The 22,040-nt window shown below is 64.1% G+C and carries 20 protein-coding genes; 16 read left to right on the top strand and 4 right to left on the bottom strand.

Features of this window, described 5'->3' with window-relative positions:
• Positions 1-4: 4 nt before the first annotated feature.
• A complete protein-coding gene (locus tag ACWCIA_RS07680; RefSeq protein ID WP_454162030.1) occupies positions 5-748 on the bottom strand; it encodes an alpha/beta fold hydrolase in 744 nt (247 codons plus the stop codon).
• A 180-nt stretch (positions 749-928) separates the two neighbouring features.
• Here ACWCIA_RS07680 and ACWCIA_RS07675 point away from each other — a divergent pair, with 180 nt between their 5' ends.
• The 14 genes from ACWCIA_RS07675 to ACWCIA_RS07610 all read left to right on the top strand — a co-directional run bounded on the left by ACWCIA_RS07675 (position 929) and on the right by ACWCIA_RS07610 (position 16,422).
• Positions 929-2,329 carry an FAD-binding oxidoreductase gene (locus ACWCIA_RS07675; protein ID WP_454162028.1) on the top strand — a complete coding sequence of 467 codons (1,401 nt, stop codon included), beginning with the start codon at positions 929-931 and terminating at the stop codon, positions 2,327-2,329.
• Positions 2,330-2,396: 67 nt separating this feature from the next.
• Positions 2,397-4,616: a TonB-dependent receptor gene (locus ACWCIA_RS07670; RefSeq protein ID WP_454162026.1), complete on the top strand. Its 2,220-nt coding sequence runs from the start codon at positions 2,397-2,399 to the stop codon at positions 4,614-4,616.
• 10 nt (positions 4,617-4,626) lie between these two features.
• Complete coding sequence (locus tag ACWCIA_RS07665) at positions 4,627-5,694, top strand: alpha/beta fold hydrolase (RefSeq protein ID WP_454162025.1); 1,068 nt, start codon at positions 4,627-4,629, stop codon at positions 5,692-5,694.
• Entirely contained in the window at positions 5,691-6,998 is a 1,308-nt protein-coding gene (locus tag ACWCIA_RS07660) for an MFS transporter (protein ID WP_454162024.1), read from the top strand. Before ACWCIA_RS07665 ends, ACWCIA_RS07660 begins: the two co-directional genes overlap by 4 nt.
• Before the next feature lie 43 nt (positions 6,999-7,041).
• Entirely contained in the window at positions 7,042-7,791 is a 750-nt protein-coding gene (locus tag ACWCIA_RS07655) for a FadR/GntR family transcriptional regulator (protein ID WP_454162023.1), read from the top strand.
• Positions 7,792-8,301: 510 nt separating this feature from the next.
• Complete coding sequence (leuA, locus tag ACWCIA_RS07650; protein WP_454162021.1) at positions 8,302-9,987, top strand: 2-isopropylmalate synthase; 1,686 nt, start codon at positions 8,302-8,304, stop codon at positions 9,985-9,987.
• Between the two features lie 42 nt (positions 9,988-10,029).
• Positions 10,030-10,650 (top strand): class I SAM-dependent DNA methyltransferase, encoded by a 621-nt coding sequence (locus tag ACWCIA_RS07645; protein WP_454162020.1) that lies wholly within the window; start codon positions 10,030-10,032, stop codon positions 10,648-10,650.
• A 149-nt stretch (positions 10,651-10,799) separates the two neighbouring features.
• Positions 10,800-12,278, top strand: coding sequence for a right-handed parallel beta-helix repeat-containing protein (locus tag ACWCIA_RS07640; protein ID WP_454162018.1), 1,479 nt, complete (start codon positions 10,800-10,802; stop codon positions 12,276-12,278).
• A gap of 79 nt (positions 12,279-12,357) precedes the next feature.
• Complete coding sequence (locus ACWCIA_RS07635) at positions 12,358-12,627, top strand: hypothetical protein (protein ID WP_454162017.1); 270 nt, start codon at positions 12,358-12,360, stop codon at positions 12,625-12,627.
• A 127-nt stretch (positions 12,628-12,754) separates the two neighbouring features.
• A complete protein-coding gene (locus ACWCIA_RS07630) occupies positions 12,755-13,246 on the top strand; it encodes a hypothetical protein (protein WP_454162015.1) in 492 nt (163 codons plus the stop codon).
• Positions 13,247-13,400: 154 nt separating this feature from the next.
• Entirely contained in the window at positions 13,401-13,703 is a 303-nt protein-coding gene (locus ACWCIA_RS07625) for a hypothetical protein (protein WP_454162013.1), read from the top strand.
• A gap of 199 nt (positions 13,704-13,902) precedes the next feature.
• Positions 13,903-14,172: a hypothetical protein gene (locus ACWCIA_RS07620; protein ID WP_454162011.1), complete on the top strand. Its 270-nt coding sequence runs from the start codon at positions 13,903-13,905 to the stop codon at positions 14,170-14,172.
• 159 nt (positions 14,173-14,331) lie between these two features.
• A complete protein-coding gene (locus ACWCIA_RS07615) occupies positions 14,332-14,763 on the top strand; it encodes a hypothetical protein (protein ID WP_454162010.1) in 432 nt (143 codons plus the stop codon).
• 360 nt (positions 14,764-15,123) lie between these two features.
• A complete protein-coding gene (locus tag ACWCIA_RS07610) occupies positions 15,124-16,422 on the top strand; it encodes a YihY/virulence factor BrkB family protein (protein WP_454162009.1) in 1,299 nt (432 codons plus the stop codon).
• A gap of 133 nt (positions 16,423-16,555) precedes the next feature.
• On the opposite strand, the gene ACWCIA_RS07605 is transcribed toward ACWCIA_RS07610, so the two are convergent.
• Positions 16,556-17,332, bottom strand: a complete 777-nt coding sequence (locus ACWCIA_RS07605; protein WP_454162007.1) for a class I SAM-dependent methyltransferase — start codon at positions 17,330-17,332, stop codon at positions 16,556-16,558.
• A gap of 251 nt (positions 17,333-17,583) precedes the next feature.
• Here ACWCIA_RS07605 and ACWCIA_RS07600 point away from each other — a divergent pair, with 251 nt between their 5' ends.
• Positions 17,584-18,345: a 3-keto-disaccharide hydrolase gene (locus ACWCIA_RS07600; protein ID WP_454162005.1), complete on the top strand. Its 762-nt coding sequence runs from the start codon at positions 17,584-17,586 to the stop codon at positions 18,343-18,345.
• 44 nt (positions 18,346-18,389) lie between these two features.
• Here the strand turns inward: ACWCIA_RS07600 and ACWCIA_RS07595 are convergent, their stop codons facing one another.
• On the bottom strand, positions 18,390-18,614 hold the full coding sequence (locus tag ACWCIA_RS07595; RefSeq protein ID WP_454162003.1) for a hypothetical protein: 225 nt from the start codon (positions 18,612-18,614) through the stop codon (positions 18,390-18,392).
• 149 nt (positions 18,615-18,763) lie between these two features.
• Here ACWCIA_RS07595 and ACWCIA_RS07590 point away from each other — a divergent pair, with 149 nt between their 5' ends.
• Positions 18,764-19,681, top strand: a complete 918-nt coding sequence (locus ACWCIA_RS07590) for a LysR family transcriptional regulator (RefSeq protein ID WP_454162002.1) — start codon at positions 18,764-18,766, stop codon at positions 19,679-19,681.
• A 107-nt stretch (positions 19,682-19,788) separates the two neighbouring features.
• On the opposite strand, the gene ACWCIA_RS07585 is transcribed toward ACWCIA_RS07590, so the two are convergent.
• Positions 19,789-21,987, bottom strand: coding sequence for an OsmC domain/YcaO domain-containing protein (locus ACWCIA_RS07585; RefSeq protein ID WP_454162000.1), 2,199 nt, complete (start codon positions 21,985-21,987; stop codon positions 19,789-19,791).
• Between the last annotated feature and the right edge of the window lie 53 nt (positions 21,988-22,040).

Genomic DNA, 22,040 nt, shown 5'->3' with positions numbered 1-22,040 from the left:
CTTACTACGGCAGCACGCGCCGCGCGAAGCCGTTCAGCAGCGCCGCGTATTCCGGGCTGCGGCGCAAACTGACCCCATGCTCGCACCCGGCGAAGCGATGCACCTCCGCGTCCTGCGCGGCGGCGACGTAACGGGCCTCCCCGCGCACATGGTTGGTATCGAGATCGCCGTTGATAAACACCGTCGGCTGGGAGATCTGCGCCAGCTTCCCGCGAAAGTCAACGCCGCGCAGCGCCGCCACCGCCTGCGGAAACGCGCGCAGGCTGATCCCCGCCGCCATCGTGGCCGCGACATCCTCTTCTTTCAAGCCCAACTCGCGCAGGGTATCGGGGATCTTCTTTTCGACCAGCTTGCGCTCGTCCTGCAGCGCCAGCATCACCCGGAACAGCATGGCCTTGGCGGCATAGGGCAGCACCGGCAGGCCGATGAATTCGTGGCTCGCGCCGCCGAGCACCAGTCCCTTCAACCGGTCCTGGGGCAGCGACGCCGCTGCAGCCTGGGACGTGAAGCTGCCGAGCGAATCGCCCGCCAGGATGAAGGGCGCATCGCCCAGCGCGCGCGCCACCGCCTGCAGGGTCGCGACCCCGCCGCCCAGCGTATAGGCTTCGTCGCGGCGCGCGCCATGGCCCGGCAGGTCGGGGGCCAGCACGCGCAGGCGCGGGTCGAGCAGGCGCCGCACGGGCGCCCAGGAAGCGCCGTTCAAGGTAGCGCCGTGGACGAGGATGACGGCAGGTTGGTTAGTAGGCACGGTGTCTCCAGTTTTATTTATATTCGTAAACATATCATACAGGCGCGTCGTAAAACAGCCTCTCAGCTCTCCGGCAGGAACGTATCGCCCGTACCACATATCAAACATGTTTGACAGGTTAGCAGGCTCGGCGTATTCTCGGCTCATACAAAACGACAAGTTTCCGAAAAAGGACGGAGCATGACCTCGAGACATCCCCTTCACACCTTCGGCGCCGCGGACGCGATCATTGCGCCGCTGCAGGAACGCTACGGCGACCGCGTCAGCGTCGCCCCGGCCGTGCGCCAGCAGCATGCGCGCGGCGAAGGCCTGGCCACCAGCCTGGCGCCCGACGTTGTCGTCTGGCCGCTCGACAAGCACGAGGTCTGCGCCATCCTCGCGCTGTGCAACGAGCACCGGGTGCCTGTCATCGCCTTCGGCGCCGGCAGCTCGCTCGAGGGCCACGTCAGCGCGCCGCACGGCGGCGTCTGCATCGACATGTCGCGCATGGACGCGGTCATCGCCATCAACCCCGAGGACAGCGACTGCGTGGTCCAGCCGGGCATCACCCGCGAAACCCTCAACGCCCACCTGAAGGGCACCGGCCTGTTCTTCCCGGTCGACCCGGGCGCCAACGCCACCATCGGCGGCATGGTCTCGACGCGCGCCTCCGGCACCACCACCCTGCGCTACGGCTCGATGGCGCACAACGTGCAGTGCCTGGAAGTGGCGCTGGCCGACGGCCGCCTGGTGAAGATCGGTTCGCGCGCACGCAAGTCCTCGGCCGGCTACGACCTGGTGCACCTGCTGACCGGGTCCGAAGGCACGCTCGGCGTCATCACCGAAATCACGCTGCGCCTGCATCCGCTGCCGGCCGAAGTGGCCGCCGCCAGCTGCGCCTTCCCGACCCTGGCTGCCGCCGTCGATGCGGTGACCGAGCTGTCGATGTCGGGCGTGCCTTTCGCGCGCATCGAGTTCCTCGACGAGCACCAGGTTCGCGCCTGCAACGCGCACTCGAACCTGGGACTGGCCGAGCTGCCGACCCTGTTCCTCGAATTCCACGGCACCCCGCTGGCGGTGCAGGAGCAGGCCGGGCTGGCCCAGGAAGTCGCGGCCGGCCATGGCGGCACTAATTTCGAATGGGCGACCCGCCCGGAAGACCGCTCGCGCCTGTGGCACGCGCGCCATCTGGCATACTTCGCCGCCCTCGCCCTGCGCCCGGGCTGCGTGAGCGTGGTCGCGGACATCTGCGTGCCGATGTCGGCCCTGGCCGAGAGCGTGGCCGAGGCGCGCGCCCTGATCGACGCCGAGGGCCTGGTCGCCCCCATCCTCGGCCACGTCGGCGACGGCAACTTCCACGTGCTGTTCATGCCGATGCCGGACCAGCCGGAAGAACATGCGGCGGTCGACCGCGTGTATGCCGCCATGGTGGACCGCGCGCTGTCGGTCGGCGGCACCTGCACCGGCGAGCACGGGATCGGCATGGGCAAGAAATCCAAGCTGCTGCTCGAATACGGCAGCGAGGTCGTCGGGCTGATGCAGTCGATCAAGCAGGCATGGGATCCGAACGGCATTCTCAACCCGGGAAAAATATTCGGCTAAGACGGCCACCCAGCATCACCCGCAGTACATAAAACACTATAAATCCATAAAAATATTGGAGACACTCATGTACCACGCACCACGCTTCGCCCGCACCGCCACCGCCACGGCCGTATCGCTGCTCTGCTCGATCGCCGCCCTGCCCGCCTTCGCCCAGCAGCAGCAAGCTGCGAACGAGGACGGCATCGACAAGGTCATCGTCACCGCGCAAAAGCGCGAGCAGGCGGCGATCGACGTGCCGGCCTCGGTCACCTCGGTCAACACCGAGCAGCTGGCCAAGGACGGCAAGGTCCGCCTCGAGGATTACGTGGCGCAGGTGCCTGGCATGTCGCTGTCCTCCTTCCGCCAGGGCTTCACCCAGGTGGCGCTGCGCGGCATCACGACCGGCGTCAACCAGTCGGCGTCGACCACCGCCTTCTATGTCGACGAAGCGCCGATCGGCTCGGTCAACGCCTATGCCGCCGGCAGCGCGGTGACCCCGGACATCGACCCGGCCGACCTGCAGCGCGTCGAGATCCTGAAGGGCCCGCAGGGGACCCTGTACGGCGCGGGCGCGATGGGCGGCCTGGTGCGCTACGTGACCTCGGCGCCGGACTACCGCAAGCTGCGCGGCAGCGTCACCCTGGGCGGCAACTCGGTGCAGCACGGCGGCAACGGCAAGGTTGGCCGCGCCTCGCTGAACATCCCCTTCGCCGACCAGACCATGGCCCTGCGCGTGTCGGCCTTCAGCCGTACCGATGCCGGCTACATCGACCAGACCAACGGCCGCGAGGACGTCAACGAAGCGAAGGTCGAGGGCGGACGCGTCGCCTTTAACTGGATGATCAACCCGGACTGGAAGCTGAGCGCCTTCGCGCTGACGCAGAAGGTCACCTCCCAGGGCAATACCTTGGTCGACGTCGACCCGGCCACGCAGCGCCCGCTGTACGGCGAACTGACCCAGCGCCGCTTCGCCGACGAAATCTCGACCGCCAGCCTGGACGTCGGCAACCTGACCCTCAACGGCCAGCTCGGCAACTTCGAGCTGGTGTCCTCGACCACGGTGCAGAACGTGGACGCCTCGCAGGGCCTGGACGGCACTGCGGGCTACGGCGTGGCGCTCGGCGCCGCCTTCCGCATCCCCGACCTCGGCATCCAGTACGCCCAGGGCACGACCACCCACCGCGTGTCGCAGGAACTGCGCCTGCGCTCGACGGCCTTCGACGAGAAGCTCGGCTATGAGGGCGGCGTCTACTACACCAAGGAAGACAACACCAACCGCATCCCGGGTTTCCGTCCCTTCTCGACCACCACCGGCGCCGACTATCCGCTGCCCTCGATCGTGCGCGCCTCGATCGACACCAGCTACAAGGAATACTCGGTCTTCGGGAACGCCACCTACGCCCTCACGCCGCAGCTGGACCTGATGGCCGGCATCCGCCACGGCAAGGACGAGCAGGTCTACACCCAGGACTACCGCGGCCTGCTGGTCGGCCCGACCCCGGTCCTGATCGACTCCGGCTCGAAGGAAAGCAAGACCACCTACCTGGCCAGCGCCATCTACAAGCCGAGCGCCACCGACTCGCTGTACGGCCGCGTCGCAACCGGCTTCCGTCCCGGCGGCCCGAACGCGGTGCCGCCGACCTCGGCGACCCTGGCGCCGCTGACCTTCCAGCCCGACACCCTGACCAGCTACGAGATCGGCTACAAGTCCGTGATCGACGGCGGCCGCCTGTCGGTCGAAGCGGCCCTGTTCAGCACCAACTGGAAGGACATCCAGATCCAGACCAGCGCCGCGGGCTTCAACTTCATCGTCAACGGCGGCGCCGCCACCAGCCGCGGCGCGGAACTGGCCGTGTCGTACTTCCCGGTGCAGGGCCTGTCGCTGCGCAGCGCCATCGGCTACACCGACGCCCGCCTGACGGAGAATGCACCGGCCGCCGGCGGCCTCGATGGCGACCGCCTGCCTTTCGTGCCGAAGGTCACCGCCTCCCTCGGCGCCAACTACCGCCGCACGGTCGCAGCCGGCGTCGCCGCGTATGCCGGCGGCACCGTCAACTACACGGGCGAGCGCCGTTCCGACTTCAGCGAGCGCGCCGCCAAGGACGTGGGTTCCTATACCACGGTCAACCTCAGCGCCGGCATCGAGAACGCCAACTGGCGCCTCGCCTTCTACGGCAAGAACCTGACGGGCAGCGACGGCGTCACCTTCCTCAAGTCGCAAAGCCTGACGCCGGGCGGCAGCCCCTTCGGCGCAGGCGTCATCGCGCCGCGTACCATCGGCGCCGACCTGACCTACCGCTTCTGATCGGACGGCGATGAATACCCTCCACTACCACACCGGCCCCGACCTGGTGCTGGCCGGCGGCGCGCTGCTGGCCGCGCCGACCACTGCCTACCGCTGCATGGGCAAGTTGAACGCCGCCGGCACCAATGCGGTGCTGGTCCTGCACGGCTACACGACCGGCCCGACCATGCTCGACCCCGACGCCAACGTCGCCGAAGGCTCGTGGGCCGAACTGGTCGGCCCGGGCAAGCCGATCGACACCGAGCGCTGGTTCGTCGTATGCCCGAACATGCTCGGCTCCAGCTACGGCTCCACCGGCCCGGGCAGCGTCGACCCGGCGACCGGCCAGGCCTACGGCGCCGACTTTCCGGCCTTGACGGTGGCCGACATCGTCGCCGTGCAGAAGGCCTTGCTCGACGCACTGGGCGTCAAGCGCCTGGCAGCGGTGGTCGGCCCTTCCTTCGGCGCCTACCAGTCCTTCCAGTGGGCGGCGGACTATCCCGAGATGGTCGAGCGGGTCGCGGCGGCCGTCGGCGCGCCCTGGCATCCGGGCGCGCCGGGCACCGCCGCGGCGATCCTGGCGTCGCTCCAGGCCGACCCGGGCTGGGCAGCCTGGGCGGCAGGGAAACACGACGCGCTGTTCGACAAACTCGTGGCCATGCGGACCGACACCCTGAGCCGCTATGGCGTCGACGTCGAACTGGCCGAGCGTTTCCCGGATCCGGCCGCACGCGCCGCAGAAGTCGACCGCCTGGCGCGCGAGTGGGCGTCGGAGTTCGATCCGATGTCGCTGGTAGTGCTGATGCAGGCCGCCGAAAGCTTCGACCTGCGGGCCCGCCTGGACGCCATCCGGGCGCCGGTGCTGTACGTAATTTCGCGCACCGACCCGATGTTCTCGCCGGCCCTCGCACGCGAAGTCGCGCAGCTTCCTGGCACGGCCGGCTGGTCGTATGTGGAACTCGACAGCGAGAAGGGCCACTTCGCTTCCGGGGCGGATGCACGGCTGTGGGCCGAGGATCTGCGGCGCTTCATGAATACGGAACCCGGCGCCTGGGTCCCGGCCGGATTTGGCGCATTACAAACGGAGGTGGCAGCATGAAGACCGCAGCGAACACGATGGACACCGCAGTCCTGCCGGTCGAGAGCAATCCGGCCCCGGTGAAGCAGTTCAGCGACGCCTACCGCACCTACGTGCTGGTCGCGCTGGCCGTGGTCGGCTTCATGTGCTCGGTCGACAAGGTCGTGATCTCGATGTTCATGGAGCCGATCAAGAAGGAATTCCTGCTCAGCGACACCCAGCTCGGGCTGATGACCGGCCTCGCCTTCGCCCTGCTCGGCGGCCTGGTGTCGATCCCGCTGGCGCGCATGGCAGACCGCGGCAACCGCAAGTGGATCATTTTCCTCAGCTTCGCCGTCTGGACCCTGATGACGGGCGTGTCGGGCATGGCGACCAGCTTCATGTTCCTGCTGGCGGCGCGCATCGGCGTCGGCGTGGGCGAAGCGGGCTGCGTGCCGGCCTCGCACTCGATGCTGGGCGACTACTACCCGCGCGAGCTGCGCGGCCGCGCCTACGGCGCCCACTTCTCGGGCGTCTATCTGGGCATGCTGGGCGGGATGCTGGGCGGCGGCATCCTGGTGCAGACCGTAGGCTGGCGCATGGGCTTCATCATCCTCGGCGTGGCCGGCATGGTGCTGGCATTGATCTTCCACTTCACCGTGCGCGAACCGCTGCGCGTGGACCAGCCGCCGCCGTCGACCCTGGGTGGCAGCATCTGGACCCAGCTGGGCGACCTGCGCTGCTTCTTCATGCTGGTGTTCGCCTTCGCCTTCGTCGGCCTGGCCGGCGCCGTCGCGGCCTGGCTGCCGAGCTACTTCGAGCGCGCCTTCGCCATGACCCCGATGGCCATCGGCCTCGGCCTGGGCCTGGGCATCGGCCTGGCGAGCGGCATCGGCGCCCTGGTCGGCGGCCAGCTGACGGTGAAGTACGCAAAAGGTTCGCGCACCTGGGGCGCTCGCTATTCGGCCTGGGTCAGCTGGGGCGTGCTGGTGCCGCTGATCGGCAGCTTCTACGTGCCGGACCCGATGGTCGCGATGGCCCTGCTGTTCGTCGCCTTCCTCACCGCCGGCACCCTGGCCGGCCCGGTCTTCGGCACGGTGCAGGACCTCGTCGCCCCGCAGGCGCGCGCGACGGCGGTGGCGATCATCGGCGTGGTCGGCGTCGTCATCGGACAGGGCATGGGACCGCTGCTGGTGGGCGTCCTGAGCGACGCGCTGAACTCGGCCGGCAATGTGAGCGGGCTGCGCCTGTCGATGACCATCGTCGCCATGATCAACGTGTTCACCGGCCTGTTCTTCTGGCTGCTGGCGAGCCGCATCGGGCGGGTGTATCCGGCGCAGCCATGATGGCTGGTTTGACAGCATTCACCAGAAAAGTTAGGCTCCTTCGATGAACCAGATCGCCGCCCTCCCCTCGCTCGAACGCCCTACCCTGTCCGCGCAGGTGGCCCGCCACCTGCTGGCCCTCGTCAACCGCGAGCAGCTGCGGCCCGGCGACATGGTGCCGAGCGAGGTGCAGATCGGCCTCGAGCTGAAGGTCAGCCGCGGCAGCGTGCGCGAAGCCTACCGCACGCTGGCCGCGCTGGGCATCCTCGAGATCGAGGGCGGGCGCAAGCCGCGCCTGAAGGCGATCGACCCGCACGTGCTGGCCCAGGTCTTCGACTACGCGCTCACCACGGCCCAGGTGAGCGTGGCCCACGTGATCGAAACGCGGCGCGCCATCGAGCTGCAATCGGCCCAGCTGGCCGCGCGCTACGCTACGGCGGAGCAGCGCCAGCAGCTGCGCGAGCTGGTGGCGCAGATGCGCTCGGCCGGCTCCGACCATGCGCGCCGGGTCGCCTGCGACACCGCGATCCACACCGTGATCGCCGAAGCGAGCGGCAACCCGCTCAACAGCATCCTGCTCGCCGCGCTGCGCACCCCGGTCGAGGCGTCCTCGCGCATCCATTTCGACGACCGGCGAAGCGAAAGCGAACTGACCCGGGTGATCGACGCGCACGAGGCGGTAGTGGACCGGATCTGTGCGGGCGATGCGATGGGTGCGGTCTCGGCGATGTCGTATCACTTCGACATTTCGATCGTGCACGTGACACGGCGCGAAGAGGCCGGGGTGCAGCCGGTGGCCGTCGCGGCTGGCTGAGAACGCAACTGCAACGCGTGGAGTCGGGACTCCACCCCACGTCTGGCGCGATATGTAGGGTGGAGTCCTGACTCCACGCGTTTTGGTATCCTCCGCAGCCGCGCAATCTGTCCTCAGCCAAATCGCTTGCATGGCCTGAACTCTTCGGCGAAAGCGCTTGACAAACCATTTGCCGCCCGCTTAGAGTCAAGTCAATGTTCACCCAACTGCATCTGTCGACCCTCCTACCGCTGACCGGCCTCCTAGCGCCGGCGCTACTACTACGCGCCTGATTTCCCCCGCGTCCGGCCCTGCCGGTTTTCAAGTAGTCACAGGATTCGCAAGATGTTCGTTCACCCGCATTCCCTCCAGATTTCCCTGCTGTCGCTGACCTCCGGCGCACGCGCCTTCGTTCGTCTGCTGCTAAAACTACCGATCGGTTGCCGGGCCTAGCGTTTCGTGGCCCGTCCGGCAGCCCGCCGCCACTCCCGCGCCGATCCCGGCATCGAAATATCTTTAGCAGGAGCTGACATGTTGACCAACCCATCCACCAAATACCGTCCTTTCGCCGCCGTCGACCTGGCCGACCGCCAATGGCCGAACAAGACCATCACCCGCCCGCCGATCTGGATGAGCACCGACCTGCGCGACGGTAACCAGGCGCTGATCGAGCCGATGAGCCCCGAGAAAAAGCTGCGTTTCTTCGAGATGCTGGTCAAGATCGGCGTCAAGGAAATCGAGGTCGGTTTCCCCTCGGCCTCGCAGACCGACTTCGACTTCGTGCGCATGCTGGTCGAGGAAAACCGCATCCCCGACGACGTGACCATCATCGTGCTGACCCAGGCGCGCGAAGAGCTGATCCGCCGCACCGTAGACGCCGCGGCCGGCGCCAAGCGCGCCACCGTCCACATCTACAACTCGGTAGCGCCGGTGTTCCGCCGCGTGGTGTTCGGCATGACGCAGGACGAGATCGTGAACATCGCCGTCAGCGGCACCCGCCTGATCAAGGAGCTGGTGGCGCAGCACCCGCAGACCCGATGGGGCCTGGAATACTCGCCCGAGTCCTTCTCGACCACCGAACTCGCCTTCTCCAAGCGCATCGTCGACGCCGTCAGCGCCGTGTGGGAGCCGACGCAGGCCAATCCGATGATCGTCAACCTGCCCTCGACCGTGGAAGCGAGCACGCCCAACGTCTACGCCGACCAGATCGAGTGGATGTGCCGCCACCTCGAGCGGCGCGAGTCGCTCGTCATCAGCGTCCACCCGCACAACGACCGCGGCACGGCGGTGGCCTCGGCCGAACTGGCCGTGATGGCCGGCGCCGACCGCGTCGAGGGATGTTTGTTCGGTAACGGCGAACGGACCGGCAACGTCGACCTGGTCACGCTCGCCCTGAACCTCTACACCCAGGGCGTGCACCCGGGCCTGGACTTCTCCGACATCGACAGCGTGCGCCAGCTGGTCGAGGAGTGCAACCAGCTGCCGGTCCATCCGCGCCATCCTTACGCTGGCGACCTGGTATTCACCGCCTTCTCGGGTTCGCACCAGGACGCGATCAAGAAGGGCTTCGCGCAGCAGCAGCCGGACGCCCTCTGGGAAGTGCCCTACCTGCCGATCGACCCGGCCGACCTCGGGCGCAGCTACGACGCCGTCATCCGCGTCAACAGCCAGTCGGGCAAGGGCGGCATGGCCTACCTGCTGGAACAGGAATACGGCCTGGCCCTGCCGCGCCGCCTGCAGATCGAGTTCTCGCGCGTGGTGCAGGGCCTGGCCGACGCCAGCGGACGCGAGATCGCGGCGAGCGACATCCACGCCCTGTTCGTGCGCGAATATCTGGAGCAGGACGCGCCCTACGCCTACCGCTCGCACCGCATGACGGACAACGGGCGCGGCGGCGAGCCGGTACAGGTGGACGTCGGCGTGACCGATGGCGCCATCCAGCGCACGCTGCACGGCGCGGGCAACGGCCCGATCGACGCCTTCGTGCACGCGCTGGGCATGGACATCCGCTTGATGGACTACCACGAGCATGCGATCGGCTCCGGTGCCGACGCGCGCGCTGCCTGCTATGTCGAACTGCGCGTGGGGAACGGCCCGACCCTGTTCGGCGTGGGCATCGACAGCAACATCGTGACGGCCTCGTTCAAGGCGGTGCTGTCGGCGGTGAACCGCAACGTGGCGGCGCAGGGCGAGCCGGTCGCCGTGATGGCGGCCTGAGGCCGGCGCCGGGTTGCACCGGCGGCGGCATATACTTGGGGGATGAAGCTTCCTTCGACCGCCGCCGCCTACGACACCCTCGCCGACCGCTGGCGTGACGATGTCTTCAACCAGGCCAATGGCGTCCCGCAGCACCGTCGGGCGCTCGCCTTTCTCGGACCGGGAACCGGAGGCTGGGCGCTGAACGTCGGCTGCGGCGCCAGCACCCGCTTCAACGGGCTGATTCGAAAACACGGCCTGCAGCTCGAAGGCATCGATGTCTCCGGACGCATGCTCGAACTGGCCAGGCAAGCCGACCCTACGGTCCTGCTGCACCAGGCCGATATCCGCATTTGGCCGCTCCCGCGCAGCTACCGCTTCATCTCGGGCTGGGACAGCATCTGGCACGTGCCGCTGGCCGACCAGCGGCCCCTGATGCTGAAGCTCATGCGCGCCCTGGAGCCCGGCGGCGTCCTCATTTTCTCCACGGGCGGCCTCGATGCGCCGGGGGAGCACGTCGACGCGACCATGGGCCCGGCGCTCACCTACAGCACGCTCGGCATCCCCGGCCTGCTGGCGGTGATCGCGGAAGGCGGATGCGTGTGCCGGCACCTCGAGTTCGACCAGTACCCGGAGCAACATCTCTATATTGCCGTGCAGAAGAGCGGCTCCAGCGCGCGCTGACAGCCGAGGTCGGCGCTTGATCCCCCATAACAGCCCGCTTATGCACGCCAGCTAAGCTGGAACCGCCGGCCTGCCCCAATCTCCTCCCTCCCCTGCCGCGCACACCGGCGGCGCGCGGGTCAACGTTTCTTGCTACGACAGGTGAGATCATGGCGACCTTCTACGTCGACCCCAGCGCCGCCGGCCCCGGCGACGGCAGCCTCTCCAACCCTTTCGCGTCCTGGACCAGCGTCGTCTGGTCGCCCGGCAATACCTACCTGCAGAAGCGCGGCACCGCCTACGCGGGCGTGTTCCGGCTGGCGGCCAGCGGCACCCGCCTCGCGCGCATCACGGTCGGCGCATATTACCGAAGCGATGGAACCGACGATCCCTCTCAGCCCAGGCCCATCATCCTGCTCCCCGGCAGTCCCGTCACGCCGCAGGAAGGCGGCTCGATCGCCGTCTTCGGCCAGGAGCGCGATTTCGTCACCTACCGCGACCTGGACATCCGCAACCCCGCCCTGCCGGAAGCGAGCGACGTCGCGCTGATCTGGCTGGGCCACGGCTGCACGGTCGAGAACTGTGCACTCACCTCGAACTGCGCGGGCATCTACGTGTTCGAGAAGAGCGAGGTGACCATCGCCCGCTGCACGCTCGATGTCGTGGCTTGCGACCCCGCGTATGCGAACCACGGCATCCTCGTCGCCGGCAATACCGGCATCGACGACATCAGGATCACCGGCAATACCGTGTACCACCGCGGCGGCGGCAGCCCCGCATCGCACGGCATCCGCTGCGAAACCTACAGCAGCGCGGCCGCGCTCACCAGGCTGTTCATCCGGAGAAACCGGGTATCTCCGCCGCTGGGAGAGCCCTACAACGCCAATCCGGGTGCAATCGGCATCTATCTCGTGAACGGCCGCGCGGCGACCTTCGCCCGCAACGTCGTCACCGGCATGCTCAGCGGACTCTTCATCGTCAACGGCGACCGCAACCACGTGAGCAACAACGACTGCAGCGCCAACAAGCATTTCGGCATCCACATCGGCGGCTTCGCCACTTCCTTCCTCATCGAAGGCAACACCTGCAACCGAAACGGCGGTCTCTTCGGCCCGGCCTATTACGGGCGCGGCATCGAACTGTCGTCGGCGGCCGGGCCCGGGGCCGTGGCGGACCACACCGTCCGGGGCAACACCTGCATGTTCAACGTCAACTACGGCGGCACGCTGGACAATGGGACCGAGGGCGTCGGCATCGGCCTGGACGACGGCGTCGTCCGCTGCGCCGTGCACTGGAACCACGTGGCCAACAACGAAGGCAACGGCATCCAGCTCTACGGCGGCGGCGCCCCCGGGCGCATACCGGACACGGGCGGGCACATGATCGCCAGCAACCTGCTGGACTCGAACTGCACCTACTCCGTCCTCGACCGCCGCAGCGACGGCACCGTGCCGAGCCGGTTCCAGTACCACATCCAGCTTGCCTATATCTACGGAACCCGGACCCTGATCACCAATAACCTCTTCACGGGACCGACGCGCGGCGGCGTGTATGTGGACGGGACCTCGTCGAATGTGGTGGTGGTCAACAACATCTATTGGGGTACGCCGTTTCAGGTGTTGGGGACGGTGCGCGGTGAAGACGCTTAGCATCCCTGGCAAAACCTGTTATTGATGTATTAGCAACAAGCTCGTACACTGCACGTCTGGTATCGGCCAGGAGCGGCCGTTGAAACACTCAGGGAAATATATGGAGTATCGGTTACAGATCGCTTCGGATATTCGCCGTGATGGCCTAGGGGTGGAACTCACCGACGAGGTTGGCAACGTGCTCGCCGAGGTATTTAGATGTGATGCTAACAACTCGCTAACGGTCTCGCTGTTTTCCGACGGGTTGCCATTTGCGCAGGTTGAAGCGCTAGTGCTAATGGCCAGGGAAGAACTGGTCGCCTTTGAGGATGGAACACCGTTGCCAGAATCGATTGCACACAAAAGTTGATCACCCGACCGTCCGCTCTGGGTCGTTAGCGGACGCTACAATAGGTCCGCTTTCGGCCAATACCGGACGTCCAAAGATTTACCGCAGCGCCTCACTAGTGGGTGACCTACAAACCTAAGGAATCTGTGTGCTGAAGCTATATCGTTTTGCCGATGGAAAAAAGGAATACTGGGAGACTTGGGAGGACGATAGTGGCTCGCACACCATCCATTGGGGCGAACTCGGTACCCACGGTGAATCCAGAAACGTCCGATCTAATCTGTTCGCTAAGGCTGAGAAGACCATTCAGAAAGAGATAGATCGTTTGGTCAAGCTAGGCTTTTGTCCAATCGACCTGGACGACCACCACACTCTGCTTGTTGAATACGCCGTCGATGGCATGGGTACAGGCGACGATCTCGAGAAACGGCATCGGCTTGAAGACCGCATGAACGAGATTTTAGGTTGGACGGGTTTAGGAATGTGCGACGGGGGAAGCATTGGTGGCGGCTCTATGGAGGTCTGCAGCTACGTCGTTGACTTCGAAATGGCGAAGGCAGTCATTGAAGAAGATCTCGCCGGTACTGAGTTCGCAAACCACACACGCATATTTTGTGAAGCAGACTACGAGCCAAGCTGATCTAGCTGCTGCAAGAAATGCGACCATGAACGTCCGCAATGGGTCGGAAGCAGACGCTACAATAGGTCCGCAACCGGCCAGAAGCGGACGTAAGCAATGTCGAGTAAACTACTTATCATCAGCTCGTTAAGAGCGTTACCTTGGGAGAGAAGGTGTGAACCTTCAAGAAGCAATTGCGAAAGCGCGCGGGGTGTCGGACGACATGGTATTGGTCGCCAAGCCACCATTCACATGGGGCAGCGATGCCAGGTATATCGTACTTACGGATGACTTTTGCATGCCTTCGCAGGTTGCAGATGAGGGCTTCGAGGTTGTACTCGATCACGAAGACCTACTTACCCAACTCGACTATTTGGCGGAGAAAAAGGTCAGCGAAAAAACAGCTGCTGAGTTCGTCGCCCATTACGCCGTGCATGATGACTGGCCGGCGTGGTTCCGAGATTTAAAAGAGGCGTAGCCGAGCCGGGGTGAATGGCTGCTTCGGGTCGAGAGCAGACCATTCTGCCCACCCTGCAGCTCGCAAAAATTTCCGCCTGACCAACCTCTTGCAGTAGACTGGCGTAACAGAACTCCGGCAATCGACCTAACACGGTTGTGTAGCACCTTACCACCAGGCCATCCTGCCAAGCGTTCCGGCAACCAAGCATAGAAGATAAATGGAACAACTTGCAATTCCCCCGATAGGAAAACACCAACCAGTAGTAGCCGGACTTTTTCTTGGCATGGGAATCGGAAGCGCTTTGGCTGTCGTACTTGGATTTCCCTTCACTCTTGGACAAGGGCTGGGAATGTTTGTAGGCATCACCATAGGCATTGCTCTCGACCGGAACCACCCTAAAAGAAGTCGCATTCTCTGGATGTCGTTCGCGCTAACAGTGCTCTTAGTTGCTGTGTTCGCTGCAGCGTCCAATATGTCGGATGTGTAAAAGCTGACGGGTAAGGGCCTATCAAACCCATCGCTTGTTCTGACAGCAAAACCATACACTGAGCCATTCTGGACGTCTGCTTTCGGGTCGGAAGCGGACGTTACCTGAGGTCTGCCTTCGGCCAGAAGCGGACCTTCAGTAGACCTCTCGGAGCCATTCTTGAAAAATCTTTTACTCGTCGTCTCGCTTTTGGGATTGTTCTGCAATCAGGCGGTAGCATGCAGCTGTCCCGTAAAGTCTTTCAACGAGTTCGTAAAGGATGCTGACGAGATCTACTTCGCGACGCTTGAAGAAGCGAGAGTTATAAGAGTGGATCCCAACCGTAAGTGGCCCTTCATCCAAGGCCGGTTTGAAGTTCGGCGAACGCTTAAAGGAGCCTCCCGTACCGGCGAGATGATGTTGCAAACTGGCCTGGGTGGAGGGGATTGCGGGGTTTCGATGTCTGTCGCTCAGACCTACATCATCTTCAAGAAGGCAGGCATAGATGGAATCCACGACTGCGACGGATCGCACGGAATCTACGGCTTTCAAGAGAAGGAAGTCGCCGCAAAAGTTAAGGCAGCCATGAGCAAAAGGTCATCCAAGAAATGACCAGAACGACCGTCTGCTTCGGGTCGAAAGCGGACGCTACCAAACGTCCGCTCCGGGTCGTCAGCGGTCCTTTGGGCTGCGCTCCTTCAACAACGCGGCCTCAGTACGACAGCAGCACCTTCAGTGGCAATAATCCTCTCTTCGCTTCTGCAGACGGTGAGTCATCGTACCGAACCGTCCTCAAAAAAGGCTTACGGTAAAGCTTTCCAGGAACCTGCATGCAGATCCCTGGTAGCCACCGGATGCGATGGCAGTAATACGCGACGAGCATGCCATCGAAACAATTGAGCAAAAAAAAACGAAGCATTTTGTCGTCATGCCAAGGCGGCCCGGCACGAATGCAGACTACATGAGGACAATATGACCGCTACCGTTCCAGAAAAGCAAGAAGCCAAAAACTGCGTAGCTGCCGCCGAGTTGGGAATCGATGAGCAATCGAATGTGTTCAAATCCAAGGCTTCAGATGTGCTTTCCTCTCGGTATGTGCGTGGTGCCGCAGTGCTAGGGATTGCAGCCGCGGGCTATGCGCTCCTCAGGCGCAAGAAAACGCCGAACTACACCAGGGCACCTGAACACAGCAACGACACGGACGAGCTTCTGAAAGCTGGTAGTTTTCTTGTACCTCTCGTCGGGCTTTTTGCCTCGGCCATGAACAATGCCAGCGTCGCCCCATCCGCCCCAGTCCAGGGGCCAAAACATGCTCCGCCGCCTTCAGAAGACCGCAAACCCGACGCAAAGGAGGCGGAAAAAGCTGCAAGCACTCCCTCGCGCCCGAGGTTCGAGCAAACCTCGGCGAGCTGGATCGGTAGGCAATGGCAAATCATCGTGGCGGCAGCGAAAGCATGGATGGATGATTACGCGCCGAGCATGGGAGCAGCGCTGTCGTACTACACGCTGTTTTCGCTGGCACCGCTACTGGTGCTGATCATCGCGATTGCCGGGATGGTATTTGGACAGGAAGCTGCGCAAGGAGCAATTATCGCCCAGCTTCAAGGCATCATGGGTCAAGAAGGAGCGACGGCTGTGCAGGGCTTGCTACAGGCCGCGCGCGAACCGTCCACGGGGATTGTCGCCAGTGTCGTTGGCGGTTTTCTACTGCTGCTGGGCGCAACCGCGATTTTTGCCGAGCTGCAAACTGATCTGGACCGCATCTGGCAAGTTCCAGCGAAAGAGAAGCCGTCAGGCATTTGGGGTTGGTTGCGCAGCCGCGTATTATCCTTCGGCCTGGTTCTCGGATTCGCGTTCATGCTGATGATTTCGCTCGTCGTCAGCGCTGCGCTCGCAGCGACGAGCGAATGGTTGGGAGGGGGGACTGCGGCGGAAAGCGTTTTAGCGAATATATTGAATTTCGCCGCCTCGCTCGCTCTCTTTACCGTTCTGTTTGCGATGATTTACAAGCTCATGCCAACCGCGAAGATATCCTGGCACGATGTCTGGATGGGGGCCGCCGTAACGGCCTTGCTCTTTAACATCGGCAAATCATTGATCGGCTTGTACCTCGCGAAATCGAGCGTGGCTTCCGGCTTTGGCGCAGCCGGCTCGTTTGTAATTCTTGTCGCGTGGTTCTACTATTCTGCGCAGATTTTCCTGTTTGGCGCCGAATACACGTGGGTGTACGCAAACAGCAAAGTACAGAACGGCGGCTCCGGCCGCCACTAGTTTGCGACGAGATTCGGGTGCCCGGCCAAGACAAGGTACGGTAGCGACATGCTATGTCTGCTTGGCGACGAGGCTATGCCACTTCAGCCCTCGGGTCGCTACGCATCGCTAGCCAGGGCAGGAACATCTGCGCTCAGGGCTTCCGGAACACGATCGCATGCTGGATCGGCAGCGATTCGATGCTGCGCTCCCATGTCAGTCCATGCGCCGTGGCCTCACGCCGTATCTGCCGCTCGCTCATTTTATGCAGCGGCTTGATCGCGACCGCCGGGTCCTCGGCCCGGTATTCGACGAAAACGACGCGCCCGCCCGGCTTGAGTGCGTCGACAATGCTGTCGAGGACCTCCGAGGGATAGGCGAGCTCGTGATAGACGTCGACCATGATTGCCAAATCGACGCTGGCCGGAGGCAATTTGACGGTGGTTTCGCTGCCCAGCACCGAGACCACATTGCGCACGCCGCGCTTTGCCATCTGGCTGTCGAGCATCCTGATCATTTCCGGCTGTACGTCGACTGCATATACCCGTCCGCCAGGCCCGACCCGTTGCGCCAGCTGCCACGTGTAGTAACCGGTGCCGGCGCCGATGTCGGCCACGTTCATGCCGGGCGTCAGTGCCAGTTCCCGCAGAAGCAATTCCGGTCGCTCCTCGCGTGCCCGGCTTTCCCGCTCGAGCCATTGCGCGCCCTCCCACCCCATCACGCCGGCGATTTCGCGGCCCATGTAGCGCTTGCCGATGCCATCCGGGCTGGGTACGACGCGTTCATAGCGCGCACCGGTGGGCGCTACTTGTGTCGCAGCATCGATAGTAGCGGATGTGAATAGCGTCAGAGCCGACAGGCAGGCCAGCAGAATCGGTAGCCTACGGCGGGTGTGTGATGTGCGGTCATTGCGCAAGCAGGTGCGGTGCATAATCGGTTTCCGTAAGAAGTCGCCGCCTGCAGTGACGTCGGCAGGCTTGCCGTGAATCGGAATGACCAGTGTAGCGGCGTTCGCTGCCGGACGTGCTGGCGACGTTACGATTTCTGCTTATGTCGCGTTGACTGCGTAGTTGCAGGAGATCGGATTTACCGTATCGGAAGGTGGGTTTCGTGACGGTCGGTGAGTTTTCGCGTTGGCAACCTGTTATGCTGCTGCCTGCCCTCTCATATGGACAGCCAGGCATGATCGCAAAACTCGGTGTGGCATTGATTGGATGGTCGCTGATGCTGCCATCGACCGCCCAGGACCGGCAGCCGCCGGATCCGAAAGACACGGAAGCGTGGGCGCCGGAACCGGCGCGCGTGCTGCCCGGCTCCCCGGCCGCGGCGCCGTCGGACGCGATTGTGCTGTTCGACGGGAAGGACCTGCGCGAATGGGTCTCGTCGGTTTCCCCAGGCCAGCCGGCCGCCTGGGTCGTCGACGGCGGCACTCTCACGGTGCGCGGCGGGAGCGGCGACATCCAGACCCGGCGCCTGTTCACCGACTACCAGATCCACCTCGAATGGCGCGCGCCGGCGAAGCTGGCCGGGAGCGGCCAGGCCAGGGGCAACAGCGGCCTGTTCCTCGCATCGACCGGCAAGGGCAGCGGCTACGAGCTCCAGATCCTCGACTGCAGCGATAACAAGACCTATGCGAACGGGCAGGCGGCCAGCCTCTACAAGCAGCACCCTCCCCTGGTCAACGCCTGCGCCGCGGCCGGCGAATGGCAGGCCTACGACATCATCTGGACCGCGCCGCGTTTCGCAAGCGATGGGGCGCTGGTAGCGCCGGGCCATGTGACGGCGCTGCACAATGGCGTCGTGGTGCAGAACCACGCCGCCCTCCAGGGAGAAACGGTATATGCGGGCAAGCCGGCTTACCGCAAGCACGGCCCTGCCCCGATCAAGCTGCAGGATCACGGCGACGCGGTCAGCTTCCGCAACATCTGGGTGCGGCCGCTCTAAACGAAAAAAAGCCCACCGAAGTGGGCTGGGCGCTTAGTTCTTGCTCAGTTTTTATACTGGTCCAGCTGGATCGCCAGTGGCGTCTTGTACTCCTTGACAATGTCGGCCGTGTCGTCCTTGCGTGCGGGCGCCTGGCTGGCTTCCGGCGCGCTCGCGGTGGCGACCGTAGCGGTCGTGCCGGCAGCCGCGGCGGCGTCTGGCGTCTCCGCAGCAAACGCGGTCCCGGTGGCGATAAATGCGGCGGCGGCGATGAAATTCTTGACGTTCATGACTATCTCCCGAAAAAACTGACTGAGCCTCGAAGCTCACGTGGAGAGCGTTTCAGCTCGAATGCACCCAGTCTAGTCCTTCCAAGCCCTGCAATAAATGGCATTCCTGGCAAGGTATAATTGCGGGAATCGAAATAATGGAGACAGGGATGGACAGGCTGGTGTCGATGCGGGTGTTCGCCAAGGTGGTCGACCAGGGCAGCTTTGCCGGCGCGGCGGGGGCCCTGGGCATGTCGGCGGCGGTCGTGACGCGCAATGTCGCGGACCTGGAAGCCCACCTCGGCACCCGCCTCCTGAACCGCACCACGCGCCGCCTGTCGCTGACCGAGACCGGCCAGCACTACCTGGAGCGGGTGCGCCAGATCCTGCTCGACATCGACGACGCCGAGGCCACCGCCTCGTCCAGCTCGCAGCAGCCGAGCGGCACCCTGCGCATCTACTGCCATCCGACCTTCGGCAAGTCGCAGCTGGCCCGGCTGCTGCCGCGCTTCGCGCAGGCGACGCCCAGCGTGGTGCCCGACGTGACGCTGGCCGACGACGACGTCGACCTGGTCGAGCAGGGTTTCGACGTCGGCATCTTCATCGGCCTGCAGAAGTTCGACGCCAGCATGATCGTGCGCCGCCTGGCCACCTCGAACATCGTGCTGACCGCCTCCCCGGACTACCTGGCGCGCCGCGGGGCGCCGGCCAGCCCGGCCGACCTCGCGCAGCACGACTGCCTGAACTTCGCCTTCGAGCAGCTGCGCCACAGCTGGCCGGTGGCCTGGGACGACGAGGTGGTGGACGTGCCGGTCAACAGCCGCATGGTGTCGAACAGCGGCGACATCCTGCGCGAGGCGGCGCTGGCCGGGATGGGCATCATGCCGCGCTCCTCGTTCACGCTCGAAGGCGACCTGGCCAGCGGCCGCCTGGTGCAGCTGCTGCAGGGCCATCACGTGGGCCAGCTGTCGGTGATGATGGTCTACCCGAGCCGGCGCCTGCTGTCGGCCAAGGTGCGCAGCTTCGTCGACTTCATGGCCGCGGAGTTCCCGCGGCCGCACGGCGATCCCTGGCTGCCCGGGGATTAAGAGCGCCTAACAAGACCTTCAGGGCAAGGCGCATCGTCGAAGACAGTACGAGGGTACGGCGAGACGATGCAACGCAGCCATGGAGGTTTTGTTAGGCGCTCTAAGCCTTACCGCAAGGCCGCCTTCGCGCGCGCCGCGTGCAGCTTGCGGTAGCTGTCGATCAGGCGATGGTGCCGGTCCAGCCCTTCCAGCTTCATGCTCGTCTCGGTCAGCCCATGGAAACGCACGCTGCCGTCCACCGAACCCAGGGCGGCATCCATGCGCTCGTTGCCGTACATGCGGCGGAAGTTGGCGACGTAGTCGTCGAGTTCCAGTTCCTCGTCGAGCACCACTTCCAGCACCACGTTGAGCGCCTGGTAGAACAGTTTGCGCTCGAGGGTATTGTCGTTGTACTGCAGGAAGGCGCCGACCAGGTCGTGGGCCGCTTCGAATTCGTTGAGCGCGAGGTTGATCAGGAGCCGCAGTTCCAGGACCGTCAATTGGCCCCACACCGTGTTTTCGTCGAACTCGATGCCGATCAGGCTGGCGATGTCGGAGTACTCGTCGAGCTCGTTGTTTTCCAGGCGGTCGAGCAGGTCGGACAAAGCGTCGTCGTCGAGGCGGTGCAGGTTCAGGATGTCTTCCCGGAACAGCAGCGACTTGTTGGTGTTATCCCAGACCAGGTCTTCGACCGGATAGATTTCGGAATAACCCGGCACCAGGATACGGCAGGCAACCGCACCCAGTTCGTCGTAGACCGCCGTGTAGACTTCCTTGCCCATCTCCTCGAGGATGCCGAGCAGGGTCGCTGCTTCCTGGGCGTTCGAATCCTTGCCCTCGCCGGAGAAATCCCATTCCACGAAATCGTAGTCCGACTTCGCGCTGAAGAAGCGCCACGACACCACGCCGCTGGAATCGATGAAGTGCTCGACGAAGTTATACGGCTCGGTGACGGCTTCGCTGGCGAAGGTCGGCTGCGGCAAATCGTTCAGGCCTTCGAAACTGCGCCCCTGCAGCAATTCGGTCAGGCTGCGTTCCAGCGCCACTTCGAAACTCGGGTGCGCACCAAACGAGGCGAAGACGCCGCCGGTGCGCGGGTTCATCAGGGTGACGCACATGACGGGATATTGGCCGCCGAGCGAGGCATCCTTGACCAGCACCGGGAAACCCTGCTCTTCCAGGCCCGCGATCCCGGCCTGGATGCCGGGGTATTTCGCCAGCACTTCTTGCGGCACGTCCGGCAAGGCGAGCTCGCCTTCCAGGATTTCGCGTTTCACGGCGCGTTCAAAAATCTCGGACAGGCACTGCACCTGTGCCTCGACCAGCGTATTCCCGGCGCTCATGCCGTTGCTGGCATACAGGTTCTCGATCAGGTTGGACGGGAAATACACGGTCTCGCCGTCTGACTCGCGCTTGAACGGCAGCGACACGATCCCGCGTTCCACGTTGCCGGAATTGGTGTCGATCAGGTGCGAGCCGCGCAGCTCGCCCTCCGGATCGTAGATGCCGAGGCAATACTCGTCGAGAATCCCGGCGGGCAGCGCGTCGTTGCGGCCCGGCTTGAACCAGCGCTCGTTCGGGTAATGCACGAAGTCAGCCCTGGCGATGTCCTCGCCCCAGTACACGCCGGCATAGAAGTGGTTGTTGTTCAGGCGCTCGATGTATTCGCCCAGCGCCGACGCCAATGCGCTTTCCTTGGTCGCGCCTTTGCCGTTGGTGAAGCACATCGGCGAATGCGCGTCGCGGATATGCAGCGACCACACGTTCGGCACGATATTGCGCCAGGACGCGATTTCGATCTTGATGCCCCAGCTGGCCAGTTTTGCCGACATGTTGGCGATGGTCTGCTCCAGCGGCAGGTCCTTGCCCGGAATGTAGGTCATCGATGCGCCATCCGGCTGCAGGGTCAGCAGCGCCTGCGCATCGGCATCCAGGTTCGCCACCTCTTCGATCACGAATTCCGGCCCTTCCTGTACGACTTTCTTCACCGTGCAGCGCTCGATCGAGCGCAGGATGCCCTGGCGGTCCTTCTCGGAAATATCGGTTGGCAGCTCGACCTGGATCTTGAAGATCTGCTTGTAGCGGTTTTCCGGGTCGACGATATTGTTCTGCGAGAGGCGTATATTCTCGGTCGGGATATTCCGGGTATTGCAGTACAACTTCACGAAATAGGCCGCGCACAGGGCCGACGAGGCCAGGAAGTAATCGAAGGGACCCGGCGCCGAGCCGTCGCCCTTGTAGCGGATCGGCTGGTCGGCGATCACCGTGAAGTCGTCGAATTTGGCCTCGAGCCGCAGCTTGTCGAGGAAGTTGACTTTGATTTCCATGGAAAGTATCCAGATTCGTGCCAGGACGACGACGCGTCATTCCGGCGATATGG

The sequence above is a fragment of the Massilia sp. SYSU DXS3249 genome, from assembly GCF_053668055.1.
Note: the sequence above shows the minus strand (reverse complement) of the source record. Positions and strands in the feature narration are given on the sequence as shown.

Coding starts and splice junctions, on each gene's coding strand:
- ACWCIA_RS07665 (WP_454162025.1), top strand. CDS start 4,627: ATGAATACCCTCCACTACCACACCGGCCCCGACCTGGTGCTGGCCGGC.
- ACWCIA_RS07675 (WP_454162028.1), top strand. CDS start 929: ATGACCTCGAGACATCCCCTTCACACCTTCGGCGCCGCGGACGCGATC.
- ACWCIA_RS07590 (WP_454162002.1), top strand. CDS start 18,764: ATGGACAGGCTGGTGTCGATGCGGGTGTTCGCCAAGGTGGTCGACCAG.
- ACWCIA_RS07640 (WP_454162018.1), top strand. CDS start 10,800: ATGGCGACCTTCTACGTCGACCCCAGCGCCGCCGGCCCCGGCGACGGC.
- ACWCIA_RS07655 (WP_454162023.1), top strand. CDS start 7,042: ATGAACCAGATCGCCGCCCTCCCCTCGCTCGAACGCCCTACCCTGTCC.
- ACWCIA_RS07595 (WP_454162003.1), bottom strand. CDS start 18,614: ATGAACGTCAAGAATTTCATCGCCGCCGCCGCATTTATCGCCACCGGG.
- ACWCIA_RS07605 (WP_454162007.1), bottom strand. CDS start 17,332: ATGCACCGCACCTGCTTGCGCAATGACCGCACATCACACACCCGCCGT.
- leuA (WP_454162021.1), top strand. CDS start 8,302: ATGTTGACCAACCCATCCACCAAATACCGTCCTTTCGCCGCCGTCGAC.
- ACWCIA_RS07620 (WP_454162011.1), top strand. CDS start 13,903: ATGGAACAACTTGCAATTCCCCCGATAGGAAAACACCAACCAGTAGTA.
- ACWCIA_RS07610 (WP_454162009.1), top strand. CDS start 15,124: ATGACCGCTACCGTTCCAGAAAAGCAAGAAGCCAAAAACTGCGTAGCT.
- ACWCIA_RS07645 (WP_454162020.1), top strand. CDS start 10,030: ATGAAGCTTCCTTCGACCGCCGCCGCCTACGACACCCTCGCCGACCGC.
- ACWCIA_RS07585 (WP_454162000.1), bottom strand. CDS start 21,987: ATGGAAATCAAAGTCAACTTCCTCGACAAGCTGCGGCTCGAGGCCAAA.
- ACWCIA_RS07600 (WP_454162005.1), top strand. CDS start 17,584: ATGATCGCAAAACTCGGTGTGGCATTGATTGGATGGTCGCTGATGCTG.
- ACWCIA_RS07660 (WP_454162024.1), top strand. CDS start 5,691: ATGAAGACCGCAGCGAACACGATGGACACCGCAGTCCTGCCGGTCGAG.
- ACWCIA_RS07670 (WP_454162026.1), top strand. CDS start 2,397: ATGTACCACGCACCACGCTTCGCCCGCACCGCCACCGCCACGGCCGTA.